Origin of the sequence: Caldicoprobacter algeriensis (assembly GCF_023838525.1) — a bacterium.
GTDB classification, from domain to species: domain Bacteria; phylum Bacillota; class Clostridia; order Caldicoprobacterales; family Caldicoprobacteraceae; genus Caldicoprobacter; species Caldicoprobacter algeriensis.
Map to the genome: position 1 here is coordinate 45,700 of NZ_JAHUQD010000014.1, position 14,550 is coordinate 60,249.

Below are 14,550 nucleotides of genomic sequence, written 5' to 3' on the forward strand. Positions count from 1 at the left end.
ATGGGTAAGAAGTATGCGATAGGGGTGGATTTTGGAACCCAGTCCGGGCGGGCGGTACTGGTTGAAGTGGACACCGGCAGGGAAGTGGCCACCGCAGTTAAGGAATATCCCCATGGCGTCATGGATGAATACCTGCCCGACGGGAAGACAAAGCTGGAGCCCGATTGGGCGCTTCAGCATCCTCAGGATTATCTTGATGTGCTGGCTGAAACCATCCCAGCGGTGCTTAAAGAAGCAGGGGTCTCCAATGAAGATGTAATTGGCATCGGGATTGATTTTACTGCATGTACTATGCTCCCCATCGATAAGGACGGGACTCCGCTGTGCTTTTATGACGAGTATAAGTCACATCCCCATGCGTATGTTAAGCTTTGGAAACATCATGCGGCACAGGATGAGGCTAACAGGTTGAACCAGATCGCCGCTGAAAGAGGAGAAGAGTTTTTGCAGAGGTATGGCGGCAAGATCTCCTCCGAGTGGTTATTTCCCAAGATATGGCAGATACTAAATGAGGCACCTGAGATATATGAGAGGGCTGCGAAATTCATCGAAGCGGCTGACTGGATAGTGCTTCAGCTGACCGGCCAGGAAAAGCGTAACAGCTGTACCGCTGGTTATAAAGCCATATGGCACAAGAGAAAGGGATATCCATCCAAGGATTTCTTCAGAGCTTTGGATCCCAGGCTTGAGAACGTAGTAGATGAGAAGCTTAGCAGGGATATTTATCCAATAGGCACCAAAGCCGGTGAGATAACCGAGAAAGCTGCACGCTTAACAGGACTTAAGCCAGGTACGGCCGTCGCCGTAGGCAATGTGGATGCCCATGTAGCGGTACCTGCTGTTGGCATTACCGAGGAAGGAAAGATGCTGATGATCATGGGGACTTCCACATGCCATATGCTGCTCGGCAAGGAAGAAAAGATGGTACCCGGCATCTGTGGCGTTGTGGAAGATGGAATCATCCCGGGCTATATGGGCTATGAAGCCGGGCAGTCGTGTGTAGGGGACCACTTTGAATGGTTTGTCAAGAACTGCGTACCGGCTGCATATGTTCAGGAGGCCAAGGAAAAGGGCATAAGCGTTTATCGGCTGCTGGCGGAGAAGGCGCAAAAGCTGGCGGTTGGCGAGAGTGGGTTGGTGGCACTTGACTGGTGGAACGGTAATCGCTCTGTGCTTGTGGATGTGGACCTTACGGGAGTGATTGTGGGATGCACACTTCTTACAAAGCCCGAAGAGATATACAGGGCACTCATAGAGGCCACTGCTTACGGCACCAGGATGATCATCGAGACATTTGAAGAGCACGGCATTCCCATCTATGAGCTTTATGCCGCTGGTGGAATTGCAGAGAAAGACCCATTTATGATGCAGATATATGCCGATGTGACCAATAGGGAGATAAGGATATCGGGTTCTCCTCAGGCTCCTGCTCTTGGCTCTGCAATGTTTGGCGCGGTAGCGGCAGGGAAAGAACGCGGCGGCTATGACTCCATAGTAGAGGCGGCAAAAGTTATGGCAAAGGTGAAGGATACGGTATACAGGCCCATACCCGAGAATGTCAAGATGTACGACAGGCTCTATGCTGAATACAAGATCTTGCACGATTATTTCGGCAGAGGAGCCAATGACGTCATGAAACGGCTCAAGGAGATCAAAAGGCAGGCTACTGCTGCTAAATAAAATGTGGCGTTTAATTCGTGCACTGGAGGGCTGAAATGACGGTGAACGATAAGGGCTTGGACAGTCTAAGCAACGTGGCAATAGTATCTGATTTTGATGGGACTATTACTGATATTGATACAAACGATTTGATTTATTTTACCTTTGGAGGGCAGCCTAGTTATGAGATTGAGAAGTTAATTGCCCAGGGCAAGTTGGGCGTCAAGGAAGGCGCCCTCCAACATTTTAAAAGAATCCATCTTACTGAACAGGAATTTTTGAGCTTCATATTTCAAAATGCCCGCTTGGATGAAGGTTTTAAGGACTTTTGTAAATTATTAAGCGAAAAAGGCATTCCGCTTATCGTAGTAAGTGGGGGCTATGTCAACACCATTTCAAGTTTTTTTGAAAAAGAAGGTATCGATAGCACCAATATAAAGATTTATGCCAACCGTTTGAAGTTTAATGGGCGCCATATAGAAGCCGTGTTTTTCGATGAAAGCGATGAATGTGAGAGCGGATTGGGCCCTTGTGGAAACTGCAAATTGAGGCGCTTGAGGGAGCTTAAGGCACAGTACCAGACTATAATTTTCATCGGCGATGGAACGACTGATAGGTGTGCGGCCCATGAGGCGGATATAGTGTTTGCAAAAGGCCGCTTAAGGGATTACTGTGCAGCACAAGGGGTTCCGTATGTACCGTTTGATAGCTTCCATGATATTATACATTTCTTGCAATATTTTTTTACAATATGCAAATGAACCGTTAAAATATGATGGCGTTACGCTCTTGTGGTAATGGTTAATAAATCCGTATGATCTTGCAAGATTGCAGTTGTGTGAATGGTGAGCATATAAGTCGCTTTTCCGGTTTCTGCAAGGCCGTGTGCCTGTAGATGAGGGCAATGAGGATATAAAAAATGGGGAGTTAGGCATGTTTAATTTACGTTATGGTCTGGTCGATGAGAGTCACAAGCAATGCTATGGGGTTGACGACATAGGATGGAACCCAGAGGTTTTTACGAGGCATACAATTTCGCTGGCCGCCGCTAAAAGTGATTGGGTGGCTTTTCAGGTGTTGCTTCAATTTCTTACTTTAAGATACAAGAACCTAAAGAGAGGGGCATTGAGGATTTTGAGCTGATCAATATGGTAAAAAGGCTGTATCCTGAGCCAAGTAAGAAGCTGGAAGAGGTATGGGATAGGCTTCTGTTTACCCGCAATGTTAAGGACTTTGATCCGTCTGGAGGCAAGAAGCCGGAAGAGTTGTATAGCTTGAATTATGAGGATTATAACTATGTGAAAGCACTTTTGCTTGAGCTCATAACGAGGGCTTGACCGGTATTTGTGAAAAAGGGATAATAGTTTTGGCAAATAGGTGTATATAATATATTGTGTGATAAGACTGAACTGATGCTTGTGGTGGTAGGTGAGGGCAGGGCCACCACCGTAAACCTACGATATGACGAATTTGTGAGTATCAGATTTCAAAGATGTAAGGAGATCAGGTTCTTTTGGCCGGTATTTTCAGAACGTATTGTAATTACGACGCGGAAGTCTGATAAACCTTTTATTTATACGAAATATAGGGATTTTAATGAATATAAGCAGGGGCTCGCTAAATTTGCTAAAGAAAACAACGTTACCTTTTACAATGAACTGTAAAGTACGTAGTCGAGCTATGGAAATAATATAGTATAAAGCGAGATAATATAAAAGTGTGTGGAATTGGTTCAGAATTGATTGTAATATTATTTATGAATTCTTAAAATGGCGTTTGCTTAAGGTATGCAAACAAAGAAATAGCAAAGCTTGTTATAAGGTAACGTGGTTGGGGGGGTATGAATGACGCCAAAGGAAAGAGCAGTGGCTGCTTTAACCTTAAAGGTGCCTGATATGGTGCCGACTTTTGAGCTGGAGTTTCAGCTTGAAGAGGAGATGTTTGGGCGAAAATTCATCACAGAGGACCTCACCAGGGAAGGGCTGACCAAACTATCGTGGAAGGAAAAGGAGAAGAGGATATACCAGCTTGCCGAATACATGGTAGAGGTATACAGTACCCTTGAATACTCTAGTATACCGGACTTTGTACTGGGAGATGCCTCAGAGTTTTGGAATGAAGGAGGGCCTCTGCCAGAAGAGACGAAATTGCTCATCAAATACTTGCGGAAACTTGTGGGAGACAACTACATGATCCATTACCATGGCGATGGCACATTTGCAATACCAGATGGCAATGAGATGTACGAGTTTGCCTATGCTATTGCGGATAACCGAGAGGCTGTCAAGGGAAAAGCCGCCAAAATGGCTGAAACGGCTATTGAAAGGAACAAACGATTGGCTGAAGTGGGAGTGGACTGCTTAATTCTATGCTCTGATTACTGTTATAATAGTGGTCCGTTCCTCTCGCCTGCTATGTTTGAGGAGTTCATCCAGCCTTATCTTTACAAGATCATCGATGAAGCGCGTAAATTGGGTTTGTACACTATTAAACACACCGATGGAAATATAATGCCTATACTTGACCAGCTAGTTGAATGTAGGCCGCACGCACTTCATTCTCTGGACCCCCAGGCAGGGGTAGATATTAAAGTAGTGAAGGAGCTCGTAGGGGATAAGGTCTGTCTGTGTGGCAACGTAAATTGCGCCCTTATGCAAACCGGTACTGACGAGGAAGTTATACAGAGCGCGGAATACGCCCTCACTTATGGTAAGCCGGGTGGAGGATATATTTTCTGCACCAGCAATGTTCCTTTCAAGGGATTGCCGCCGGAGAGGTATAAGTTAATCCTGGATGTATGGAGAAGGATGAGAGAATATTGAAGTCAACGGCAGAAAAATCCATTGGAAAATGACTGTGTGTGAGCCGGTTTTAATAATGTATGTTTTAAAAGAGGGTAGAAGTTTATATAAAAAAATGCTATAATAATATACAATGCTGTTGCTAATCCATACGAATGACCTCTTTTATTTTAATAGACAATAATGTTTATTAAAATAAAAGGAGGGGATGGTATGAGAGTAGCAACGCTCACTGCTTTGCCAAGAAGTGAAAAGGGCAAGAAGGTAAGACGGGAGGGTTTTATCCCTGGCGTTGTTTATGGCAGGGAAATCAAGAGCTTGCCCGTCAAGTTTGTGAAGCGTGAATTTTTAAAAGTTTTAAGGGAGCATGGAGAGAGGCCGAGAGTTAAACTGATAATAGATAATCAAGAAAAGATGGCTCTGGTTAAGGATATAGAGAAAGAGCCGATTACGGGTGAGGTGCTTCACGTGGATCTGCAGCTGGTGGCTGCAGGGCAAAAGATTACCTGTGATATACCCATTAAGTTTATCGGACGCGAAAAGTTAAAATCAAAAGGCCTGATACTTCAAGTCAATATAGACAGCATAAACGTTACCGGTGAAGCGTCCGTCATCCCTGAGCACTTTGTAGTGGACGTGGGCGATAAGAATGATGGGGATGTTGTGACGGTTGAAGACCTAAATATTCATCATGAAATACAAATAACGGACCCGCCGGAGGATGCCATAGCTGTTGTAACTGCCGCTGAGGATGAAGCCTCCGAAGAAGTTGAAGAGTCTGAAACCGCTACCAGATAAAAGAGCAACGCTTGATTCAAGCGTTGCTCTTTTTTAATTTTCCTTTGAGTCTATCATATGCAGTTAATCCAACGCATATAATACCAAAAGAGCGATATTCGGTATGAGGTGGGAGGAGTATTTGTGAAATCAAAACCAAATATCAGGTGCATGTTTGCTGGCGGGAATACGCCCGATGGTTTTGTAAATTACTTTGGAGAGATACTGGAGTCCAATACAAACAGGATATTCATAATAAAAGGTGGACCAGGGGTAGGCAAGTCGACTTTTATGAAAAAGATTGGGCAGGATTTGCTTGATAGGGGATATGACCTTGAATACTTTTATTGCTCCTCGGACCCCTATTCCCTTGATGCCGTGGCGGTACCGGAGTTAAAAGTAGCTATAATGGATGGAACGGCTCCTCACGTAATGGACCCTCGATATCCAGGAGCTGTCGAGGAGATTATCTATTTTGGCGATTACTGGAACGATGATGTGCTGGTTGCCAACAGGGAATACATAATAGAGTGCACAAGTCGAATAAAGGACCTGTTCAATACGGCATACAGTCAGCTTAAAGAAGCCAGAACCGCTTATAATGAATGGAAGGGCTACGTGAAAAGCTGTGTGGACAGGGCTGAATATCAGCGGCAGGCAGACTTGCTCATCAGAAAAGTGTTTAAAGGATTTGATGTTTTGGGCAAGGAGAGCAGGGCAAGGCATTATTTTGCCTGTGCAATTACGCCCTCCGGCATAAAGGATTATGCTGAGACATTGCTAGGGCCCGGTATAGATGTATATCCCATTTACGGTGGACCAGGTTCGGGAGCCAAGGAACTGTTAAGCAGGGTTGCGCGCATAGCCGAGTGGCAGGGGTTTTTCACCGAAAGGTCGCACTGCCCTATTGAGCCCGAGGATTTGGATATGGTGATTATACCTGAGCTTAACGCTGCTGTCATAAATATATGGGAGCCATTTCATAGCACTGTGCCTGAGGGCCATGGAATAAACCTTGGAGAAGGCATAGACCTGTCAGCGTGTTTTAACGAGGCAAACCTGGATGAAGGGCGTAGGAAGGCTTTATCAGGTGCCCGCGAGAGATTTTTGGAACTGCTTGATCAAGCTATAATCAATATTGCACAGGCCAAGGCTATTCACGACCAGCTGGAGAGCTACTACATTTCAGCCATGGATTTTGAAAAGATTGAACAGGTTCGCCAGCGGATTGTCCAGCGCATGCTGAAATACGGAAAGGGCCGCTAGAGCCCTTAATTTTATACAATTTTATGCTTATTTTTTGTGATGCTTTTCTATGGTAACCCTGCTGGTAGTGTGGTATAATATAACTAAACCCTAACAAAAATTACGGGAGGCGGTCAACATGATACATTTTATCATTGGCCCGAAGGGAAGCGGGAAAACAAAGAAAGTGATTGAAATGGCGAATCGGGCCATAGAGGAAACCAAGGGGAACGTGGTGTTTATCGACGGGGATTATCGGAAGATAACGGGTTTGAAGTACCAGGTTCGGTTCATCAACGCCAGGGAGTTCGACCTGAAAGACCTAAATGTGCTGTACGGTTTCTTGTGCGGGATCGTTGCGGGGGATTACGATATCGAGCATGTTTATATCGATGGGATCATTGAAGATTTAGGGGGAGATATAAAGAGCATAGAGGAATTCGTGACGGCTGTGAAAAAGCTTTCGGACAAATTTAATATACAATTTGTGATCACCATGAGCGGTACTCCCGAAAGCGTACCTGTTTTCCTGAAAGAGTACGTGCTAGAAGAAGAATGCATAGCATAAAGAGGGCTTAAAGGAAAACAAGGTATTTTAGCCGAGGGAAAGCCCTTGGCTTTCTTTTTGATGATGCCTCCCGTACTTTATGAAACATCTCAAAAAGGATTGAAATTCTGTAATATTCACAAATAGCATATCTGATAAATGGGACTTTTCCCATAAGTAAGGCTAAAAAAGGGAAAAGTTTTTTTATTTGACGAGAAGTTTGCAAGGGAGTATAATGAATCAAAAATCCCAATATACACTGAATGGTAGGAGATGGGTATGCTGTACAAAAGCACGCGTGGAGGAGATGCCAATCTACCCTCTATGGAGGTTATCAAGCAGGGGATTGCCAGCGATGGAGGGCTGTTTATACCCCATGAAATTCCCAGTTTGTCCATGGACGACTTTATGATGCTAGCGCAGGAGGGTTACCGTGAAAGGGCTGTAAAGGTCCTTTCGTTGTTTTTGACCGATTATTCGCAGGAGGATTTGACCAGGTGCGTGCATTCAGCGTACAACCCGGAGAAGTTTGATGTGACCGATATTGCGCCTGTCTTGAAGCTTGACGACCAGCTTTATATTTTGGAGCTGTGGCATGGGCCGACCTGTGCATTTAAGGACATGGCTCTGCAGCTTCTTCCACATTTGATGGTCACGGCTGCAAAGCGAACCGGCGAGAAGGACGATATTGTGATCCTTGTGGCCACGTCGGGGGATACCGGCAAAGCGGCGCTGGAGGGGTTTAAAGACGTCTCTGGAACCCACGTTGTGGTGTTTTACCCCAGGGAAGGGGTGAGCTCCATGCAGCAGCTCCAGATGATAACTCAGGAAGGTGCCAACGTCCATGTGGTGGCTGTGGAGGGGAATTTTGATAGCGCACAGTCGGGTGTAAAGGCCATATTTGCCGACAAGCAGTTGGAACAGAAAATGGAGCAAAAGGGATACCACTTCTCATCTGCCAACTCCATAAATTGGGGAAGGCTGGTACCCCAGATTGTTTATTATATATCCGCATGGCTGGATATGTTGAAAGCCGGCGAGATATCAGAAAACCAGCTGGTGGACGTGGTTGTACCCACCGGCAACTTTGGTAATATTCTGGCAGCTTATTATGCTAAAAGGATGGGTGTGCCAATACACCGCCTGATCTGTGCTTCTAACAAAAATAAGGTACTTGCTGATTTTATCAACACGGGTATATATGACCGCAGAAGGGAATTTTATAAAACCATATCGCCTTCTATGGACATTTTGATATCCAGTAACCTGGAAAGGTTGTTGTTTGAGCTTTCGGGTGGTGATCATGGGAGAGTAAAGGCGTGGATGGCCAGCTTGCAAGGCGAGGGCCAATACAAAATAGACGGCGAGAGCCTGCACAGGCTTCAGGAGGTCTTCTGGGGAGGGTATGCCGATGATGCCCAGACCCTTCAGGCCATACGCAGCACATACCAGGAATATAACTATGTTTTGGATCCCCATACGGCGGTGGGAAAATGGGTTTACGATGAATACCGGAGGCAGACGGGTGATGACCACAAGGCGATACTGGCCTCAACTGCCAGCCCGTTTAAGTTTCCAGGCGATGTTTTGAGGGCCATACTGGGGCAGGATGCAGTAGACGGTTGGGACGAATTTGAATTACTGGATGTTTTAAGCCGTGTATCGGGATTGAAGGTTCCTTTGGCCTTAGCAGGGCTAAGAGAGAAATACATTAGGCATACCATATCATGCAGACAGGATCAAATGAAAGATGTGGTAGTTAAACTGCTTAAAATCGACGAGGTGTAGAGCATGAGGATAGCTTTGGTCCAGCTAAATCCTATTGTAGGCGACTTGAAAGGAAATTGTGTCGAAGATTATAGAATTTATAAAAAGGGCCAGGAGTTTGAACTGCGATTTGGTGGTGTTCCCTGAGCTCAGCCTGATTGGCTATCCGCCTCAGGGGCTCTTCAAGATGAAGGATTTCACGCGGGATTGCCAGGCGGCATTGCGTCAGGTTGTCGAGCATGCCGACGGGATAGGGGTATTGCTCGGCACAGCCCTACAGGATGATAAAAAGGGGCTGTATAGCGCCGTACTGCTAATAGGAAACAGACAAGTGGTGGGATACACTGCCAAGCGCAAACTGAAGGTTTTAGGCGCTTTTGATGAGGCTTGCTATTTTGAGCTGTTTTGTGGAACTGACAGCCTGGCGTTTAGAGGATACAAACTGGCTGTGGCTGTGGGAGATGACGTATGGGGCGATGCCGAATACAGGGGCGTTGATTTGATTATCAACATTTCGGCTAGTCCTTATCGTTACGGTCAATTTAAGTGGCATAATGACATTTTGGTCCATGTTGCGAAAAAGATTGGAGCCCCCCCTGGTGTATGTAAATCAGATGGGAGGCAACGATGACCTGGTGTTTGCAGGTACAAGCAGGGTGCTGAATGAAAAAGGGCAATGTATGGTGCAGGCACAGCCCTTTGTAGAGGAGATGGTGGTCTTCGATTTGGGCGGTGTTCATTGCCCGTTGCCCTGCCTGCAGGAGGATATCTCATAGCTGTATGAAGTGTTGGTTTTGGGAGTCTGCGATTATTTTTCAAAGAATGGCTTTAAGAAAGCCGTATTAGGCTTGAGCGGCGGCGTTGATTCGGCTTTGGTGGCCTGTATAATGGCCGATGCTCTGGGGCGAGAAAACGTGCTGGGGGTATATATGCCTTCCAGGTATTCTTCAGAGCACAGCAGGCAGGATGCTCAAACCCTGGCAGAAAATCTGGGGATACAGTACAGGGTCATCCCTATTGAGGATATCTTTAAAGAATATTTGAAGGTGTTTAACGGTTCACCGTCGCCTGTGGGTGATGTGGCCGAAGAGAACGTTCAGGCAAGGATCCGCGGGAACCTGCTTATGTTTATAACCAATCGAGAAGGAAGAGTACTAGTATCTACCAGCAACAGGTCTGAGGAATCGGTGGGCTATGCTACAATATACGGGGATATGTGCGGTGGCCTTGCGCCCATTGCAGATATACCTAAAACTGTTGTCTATGATATCTGCAGCTATGTAAACGGGGATCGGGAGGTCATTCCGCATAATACTTTGATTAAGCGGCCATCGGCCGAACTGCGTCCCAATCAAAAGGATCAGGATTCTCTGCCGCCATATGATGTCCTGGATGCGGTGCTCAGCATGTATATAGAAGAGGGGTTATCTGTCGATGAAATGGTGGCCAGAGGTTATGAACGCTTGCTGGTGTGCAACATTTTGAATATGGTACAGCGCAGTGAATACAAGCGCAGGCAGGCTCCTTTAGCCATTCGTGTTTTCAGCCCTATAGAGAAAGCCGGCAGAAATCCGGTGGTTCATGGATATCGCTGGGAATGATGTGGTGAGCATTTTATGGAAGTATATGATATGCGCTCCCCTGAGCTGTTTACAGAGGACCTGGTGCCGTGCATCATGGGGTATTACTATCGCAGCTTTAACAATCAATATATCATGACTCCCCATAGGCATAAACAGGTAGAAATCATGTATGTCGAGCAGGGCGAATGCAGCGTTGAGGTGGAAGAACAACGGCTGTTTATGCGGAAGGGGGAATTCGTCTTTATAAACGGCGATGTTTCTCACCGCCTTTTGGTTGAAGCTGGGCATCCCTGTAAAATCCTGAACATCGAGTTTGTATTTGTGCCCAACAAAGGAGAATTTTTTTCATTTGGTGCTTTTTGCCGCAAAATATCCGATCCGCCCATATGCTTTTTTGAGGATGCGCCTTATTATATCTTAAAAGATACCGAGGAGATTTACTGGCTGCTCAAAAGGATGATAGCTGAGCTGGATGGAAATCGTGGAACGGCACAGATTTCAACCAACCTGCTGTTTTGGCAGCTCATGCTGCAGATCACAAGGATAATAGAAGAACAGCGCCTGGGGAATTCAGATCCACAGATGGCTTATGTGCGAAGGGCCATCCACTTTATCCATAAATCGTATCACAGGGATATAAAGGTAGAGGATATTGCAAAGCGCGTCGGGCTCAACAGGAGCTATTTCCACAGGATATTTAAAGAATACATGGGGGTGACGCCGGTTGAATACCTTACGCGCTTAAGGATCAACCGCGCAAAGGATTTGCTCATCAAGACCAACCTTTCTATGAACGAGGTAGCGCAAAACATAGGGATAAGCAGCCAGCAATACTTTACCTATCTTTTTAAAAAAGAGACCGGTATGTCCCCGGCAAGGTTCAGAAAGCTTTTTGAGGTGGATTATTTTCAGCGTAAAAAAGCTAAGGCCGATGAGACCGAGTGTGAATGAGGATACTTATGTCTGTGAAGTGGTTTATCCCGGGTATGATGAGGAGAATAAGATCAAACCATAGGAGCCTGCTGAGGCTTGAGGAAAGTCTAAAGGGGAGGTATAGCAATTGAAATATAACCAGATTATGGTCATATACGGCAGCGAGCCACAAAAGATGGTCCCAACATTGCTGGATGCGGTGGGATTGGTTGATGAGCTTAAAAAGGATTTTGTAATAGGGATTAAGCCCAATCTCGTAGTGGCCAAGGAATCCTCTTCCGGAGCCACCACTGATCCTGAATTGGTTGGGGCAGTGGTGGAATACCTGAAGGTGCATGGATTTAACAACCTGCTAATAATGGAAAGCTCCTGGGTGGGAGATAGTACCAGGCGAGCTTTCAGGATATGTGGCTATGAGGCGATTTCCCGTAAGTATGGTGTTCCGCTTATAGACCTTAAGGAGGATGTTTACAGAGAAGTCAAAGTGGACGATTTAACTTTGAGGGTGTGCAGCAAACCCCTTGAAGTGGATTATTTAATAAACGTGCCGGTGCTCAAGGCTCACTGTCAGACTAAGCTGACATGCGCTCTGAAAAACTTAAAGGGATGCATACCGGATAGCGAAAAGAGGCGTTTTCATTCTCTGGGGCTGCACAAACCCATTGCCTGTCTCAGCGCGGTTGTAAGGGCGCATTTGACTATTGTAGATGCCATAGTGGGGGATTTGACCTTTGAAGAGGGAGGTACGCCGGTTCAAATGAACCGGATTATCGCGGGTAAGGATCCTGTATTGGTAGATGCATACGCTGCCCAGCTTATAGGGTACGAAAAAGACGATATAGCCTATATTTCAATGGCCGAGAAGCTGGGAGTGGGCTCAGCTGATGTGACCAAGGCGGACATCGTAGAACTAAATCAGGATACCAGCGGTGGCAAGAAACTTGAGGCATCAAGACGGGTGGCGAGCTTGGCAAAATATGTAGTAGAGAAAGACGCCTGTTCGGCTTGTTATGGAAGCCTTATTTACGCGCTGGAGCGGTTAAGGGAAAGAGGGCGGTTGGGTGGATTGAAATCCAAATTATATATCGGTCAGGGGTTTAGAGGACAAAAGCTTGAAGGGATTGGCATTGGTTCATGCACTCGTGGGTGTAGCACCTGTCTGCCGGGGTGTCCACCAAAGGCCAAGGATATTGTAGAGTTTTTTGAAAGGCTTCTCAAGTGAAGTCTGCATGATGCTCTTTTGCAGAAATTAAACAGGTACATCATCAAAGATGCCTGTATACAGGGGCATCTTTTTTTATTTTCAAGAACACTCTCGAAAAGTAGTTAAGCAACATAGGCACAACGATTGATTTTGTAGGGTAACCTTGCAGAATAATTATGGGGTGAAGTCCCAAGACCGAACCTGCAAACAAGCTAAAATAAAGCTTTCAGACTTTTCGAGAGCGTACTTTCAACTTAAGTCGGGTAACATTTTGACGTTCCGTGAATATAATGGCAAATAAAGAAGGATATATAGATGAATATACAAATATAAGGGGGTACTGTATATGGACTGCCGATATACAAGGTATTATCTGCCACGAGCGCCTTATATGTACTATGATTATCTAATGAGGAAAGAGGTGGACCTGGCGGAAGCTTATATACCTTATCAGCAATACACCACCAGCTTTTCGCCCATGGAAGCGCTGCATGCGGGAACCATGTTTCCGGAACTGGTAAGGCCATATGAGAAAAAGGGGTGCGAAGGAGGGGAAGGCAGATGAATCATACTCATGCTGACAACGAAAGAAGAGAGCTGTTAGAACAGATAAGGGCTATTGAATTCATGACGATAGACCTCAATCTCTATTTGGATACTCATCCAAACGATCGCAGGGCGTTGAATGAGTACAATTATTACACTCGTCAATTGCAGGCACTTAGGAAAGAATATGAAATGCGTTATGGGCCTTTGACCAACTTTGGATACTCATTAAGCCAATACCCATGGGCTTGGATTAACGAACCCTGGCCGTGGGAAGAAGATCACTATATGGAGGGATGTTAAGATGTGGGTTTATGAGAAGAAATTACAGTATCCTGTGAGAATAAAGAATCCAAATCCCAAGATGGCAAAGTATATTATTACACAATACGGAGGACCCGATGGAGAGCTGGCGGCTTCGCTTAGATATCTTTCCCAGAGATATCACATGCCCATTCCAGAAGCCAAGGGAGTGTTAAACGATATAGGTTCATCGTTAACAAAATTGCTCATCTGATCAAGGGCCTTCAGCCGTCAGCACGAGAACAGGCGTGGTTGCACTTGAGCGGCAGTTGCTTTCCGTCTCCGGGATGGGACTTGCTACATAAATACCCTTAAAACGCTCATATTCGCTTTGAGATCGATTTTTGTTGCTTTAGAATATAAAAATATATCCCCGTACAAAAAACGTTTTAAAAACGAATTTTGAAAATCGATGTTGCATTTCTGTGCTTTCCAGTTCTACTGTGAGAAAAAGCCTGGAACGCGGAGATTGTTCTTCGCGCTCCAGGCTTTTTTGTTGTGCCTGTTTTTATGTGCGCCATTTTTTTGCCAGGCGCAACAAAAAATAATTTGAAGGGCGGGGTGATGATCCGTATGTCTACTCACAATGATATTTTACACGTTCAGGGCGTGAAAAGCAATGGGTTTGGGATAATTCCCAAGCTGGTCATGCAGGATACGAGACTGACCAGGGACGCGAAAGCGATTTATGCATACTTTTGTTCTTATGCCGGTGGCGGAGATACGGCATTTCCCACCGTCTCAAAGATCTGCCATGATTTAGGATTCGGCAGTGAGGACACGTACAGAAAGCATTTCAAACTCCTGGTAAAATATGGCTATATAAGGGTCGAGCAGGTCCGTGATAGCAGCGGCAGATTTTCGCACAACGTTTACACTCTGGTGGACAAGCCCGAGCCTGAAGAAACGGAAGACACAAAGGTTGTTACCGACACCCAAAAACTAGGTGACGGTGGAAAACCGCATGAAATCGGCATTTCTACCGACACCCAAAAACACGGGGACGGTAAAATACGGGGACGGAAAAATTGGGTGACTAATAATAACAGTAATATTAATAACCTACATTTCGCATGTTAAAAAATGGGATTTATCTTTTTCGTGTAAATGTCAGGACTAAATCCCAACCATTCTAGCATCTTCAATATCTTTGGTGAAGTATCATTTGGCAAATACAGATCACCA

At 45.5% G+C, this 14,550-nt stretch carries 17 protein-coding genes and 1 pseudogene; all 18 read left to right on the forward strand.

From position 1 onward, the window contains the following. The 18 genes and pseudogenes from araB to KVG29_RS09130 all read left to right on the forward strand — a co-directional run bounded on the left by araB (position 1) and on the right by KVG29_RS09130 (position 14,445). Positions 1 to 1,680, forward strand: a complete 1,680-nt coding sequence (gene araB, locus KVG29_RS09045; RefSeq protein ID WP_252228032.1) for a ribulokinase — start codon at positions 1 to 3, stop codon at positions 1,678 to 1,680. A gap of 35 nt (positions 1,681 to 1,715) precedes the next feature. Further along, positions 1,716 to 2,420, forward strand: a complete 705-nt coding sequence (locus KVG29_RS09050; RefSeq protein WP_252228034.1) for an MtnX-like HAD-IB family phosphatase — start codon at positions 1,716 to 1,718, stop codon at positions 2,418 to 2,420. Between the two features lie 172 nt (positions 2,421 to 2,592). Further along, entirely contained in the window at positions 2,593 to 2,802 is a 210-nt protein-coding gene (locus KVG29_RS09055) for a hypothetical protein (RefSeq protein WP_252228036.1), read from the forward strand. 5 nt (positions 2,803 to 2,807) lie between these two features. Next, positions 2,808 to 2,996, forward strand: a complete 189-nt coding sequence (locus KVG29_RS09060) for a hypothetical protein (RefSeq protein ID WP_252228038.1) — start codon at positions 2,808 to 2,810, stop codon at positions 2,994 to 2,996. 507 nt (positions 2,997 to 3,503) lie between these two features. After that, the gene (locus KVG29_RS09065) at positions 3,504 to 4,481 is read left to right on the forward strand and encodes a uroporphyrinogen decarboxylase family protein (RefSeq protein WP_252228040.1); all 978 of its coding nucleotides are present in this window, start codon (positions 3,504 to 3,506) and stop codon (positions 4,479 to 4,481) included. Positions 4,482 to 4,673: 192 nt separating this feature from the next. Further along, positions 4,674 to 5,258, forward strand: a complete 585-nt coding sequence (locus tag KVG29_RS09070) for a 50S ribosomal protein L25 (RefSeq protein ID WP_252228041.1) — start codon at positions 4,674 to 4,676, stop codon at positions 5,256 to 5,258. Between the two features lie 123 nt (positions 5,259 to 5,381). Continuing rightward, a complete protein-coding gene (locus tag KVG29_RS09075; RefSeq protein WP_252228043.1) occupies positions 5,382 to 6,503 on the forward strand; it encodes a PRK06851 family protein in 1,122 nt (373 codons plus the stop codon). Positions 6,504 to 6,621: 118 nt separating this feature from the next. Beyond that, the gene (locus KVG29_RS09080; protein WP_252228044.1) at positions 6,622 to 7,050 is read left to right on the forward strand and encodes a hypothetical protein; all 429 of its coding nucleotides are present in this window, start codon (positions 6,622 to 6,624) and stop codon (positions 7,048 to 7,050) included. A 258-nt stretch (positions 7,051 to 7,308) separates the two neighbouring features. Beyond that, positions 7,309 to 8,817, forward strand: a complete 1,509-nt coding sequence (thrC, locus tag KVG29_RS09085; protein WP_252228045.1) for a threonine synthase — start codon at positions 7,309 to 7,311, stop codon at positions 8,815 to 8,817. Positions 8,818 to 8,875: 58 nt separating this feature from the next. Then, positions 8,876 to 9,427: a nitrilase-related carbon-nitrogen hydrolase gene (locus KVG29_RS09090; protein WP_252228046.1), complete on the forward strand. Its 552-nt coding sequence runs from the start codon at positions 8,876 to 8,878 to the stop codon at positions 9,425 to 9,427. Then, positions 9,396 to 9,572, forward strand: coding sequence for a hypothetical protein (locus KVG29_RS09095; RefSeq protein ID WP_252228047.1), 177 nt, complete (start codon positions 9,396 to 9,398; stop codon positions 9,570 to 9,572). The genes KVG29_RS09090 and KVG29_RS09095 overlap by 32 nt, the downstream gene beginning before the upstream one ends. 18 nt (positions 9,573 to 9,590) lie before the next feature. Further along, positions 9,591 to 10,397: an NAD(+) synthase gene (gene nadE / locus KVG29_RS09100; protein WP_252228049.1), complete on the forward strand. Its 807-nt coding sequence runs from the start codon at positions 9,591 to 9,593 to the stop codon at positions 10,395 to 10,397. A 15-nt stretch (positions 10,398 to 10,412) separates the two neighbouring features. Continuing rightward, positions 10,413 to 11,330: a helix-turn-helix transcriptional regulator gene (locus KVG29_RS09105; RefSeq protein WP_252228052.1), complete on the forward strand. Its 918-nt coding sequence runs from the start codon at positions 10,413 to 10,415 to the stop codon at positions 11,328 to 11,330. 109 nt (positions 11,331 to 11,439) lie between these two features. After that, positions 11,440 to 12,534, forward strand: coding sequence for a DUF362 domain-containing protein (locus tag KVG29_RS09110; RefSeq protein ID WP_252228054.1), 1,095 nt, complete (start codon positions 11,440 to 11,442; stop codon positions 12,532 to 12,534). A 328-nt stretch (positions 12,535 to 12,862) separates the two neighbouring features. Continuing rightward, on the forward strand, positions 12,863 to 13,081 hold the full coding sequence (locus KVG29_RS09115) for a spore coat associated protein CotJA (RefSeq protein WP_252228056.1): 219 nt from the start codon (positions 12,863 to 12,865) through the stop codon (positions 13,079 to 13,081). After that, on the forward strand, positions 13,078 to 13,365 hold the full coding sequence (locus KVG29_RS09120; RefSeq protein ID WP_252228058.1) for a spore coat protein CotJB: 288 nt from the start codon (positions 13,078 to 13,080) through the stop codon (positions 13,363 to 13,365). Before KVG29_RS09115 ends, KVG29_RS09120 begins: the two co-directional genes overlap by 4 nt. 1 nt (position 13,366) lies before the next feature. Beyond that, a pseudogene (locus KVG29_RS09125) lies at positions 13,367 to 13,555 on the forward strand (manganese catalase family protein); the annotation flags it as partial. Positions 13,556 to 13,938: 383 nt separating this feature from the next. Then, a complete protein-coding gene (locus KVG29_RS09130; RefSeq protein WP_252228060.1) occupies positions 13,939 to 14,445 on the forward strand; it encodes a helix-turn-helix domain-containing protein in 507 nt (168 codons plus the stop codon). Positions 14,446 to 14,550: the final 105 nt, after the last annotated feature.

What these genes read in the sequence shown, in the direction of transcription:
- KVG29_RS09070 (WP_252228041.1), top strand. Translation starts at nt 4,674, where the DNA reads ATGAGAGTAGCAACGCTCACTGCTTTGCCAAGAAGTGAAAAGGGCAAG.
- KVG29_RS09055 (WP_252228036.1), top strand. Translation starts at nt 2,593, where the DNA reads ATGTTTAATTTACGTTATGGTCTGGTCGATGAGAGTCACAAGCAATGC.
- araB (WP_252228032.1), top strand. Translation starts at nt 1, where the DNA reads ATGGGTAAGAAGTATGCGATAGGGGTGGATTTTGGAACCCAGTCCGGG.
- KVG29_RS09130 (WP_252228060.1), top strand. Translation starts at nt 13,939, where the DNA reads ATGTCTACTCACAATGATATTTTACACGTTCAGGGCGTGAAAAGCAAT.
- thrC (WP_252228045.1), top strand. Translation starts at nt 7,309, where the DNA reads ATGCTGTACAAAAGCACGCGTGGAGGAGATGCCAATCTACCCTCTATG.
- KVG29_RS09050 (WP_252228034.1), top strand. Translation starts at nt 1,716, where the DNA reads ATGACGGTGAACGATAAGGGCTTGGACAGTCTAAGCAACGTGGCAATA.
- KVG29_RS09115 (WP_252228056.1), top strand. Translation starts at nt 12,863, where the DNA reads ATGGACTGCCGATATACAAGGTATTATCTGCCACGAGCGCCTTATATG.
- KVG29_RS09080 (WP_252228044.1), top strand. Translation starts at nt 6,622, where the DNA reads ATGATACATTTTATCATTGGCCCGAAGGGAAGCGGGAAAACAAAGAAA.
- KVG29_RS09105 (WP_252228052.1), top strand. Translation starts at nt 10,413, where the DNA reads ATGGAAGTATATGATATGCGCTCCCCTGAGCTGTTTACAGAGGACCTG.
- KVG29_RS09060 (WP_252228038.1), top strand. Translation starts at nt 2,808, where the DNA reads ATGGTAAAAAGGCTGTATCCTGAGCCAAGTAAGAAGCTGGAAGAGGTA.
- KVG29_RS09065 (WP_252228040.1), top strand. Translation starts at nt 3,504, where the DNA reads ATGACGCCAAAGGAAAGAGCAGTGGCTGCTTTAACCTTAAAGGTGCCT.
- KVG29_RS09120 (WP_252228058.1), top strand. Translation starts at nt 13,078, where the DNA reads ATGAATCATACTCATGCTGACAACGAAAGAAGAGAGCTGTTAGAACAG.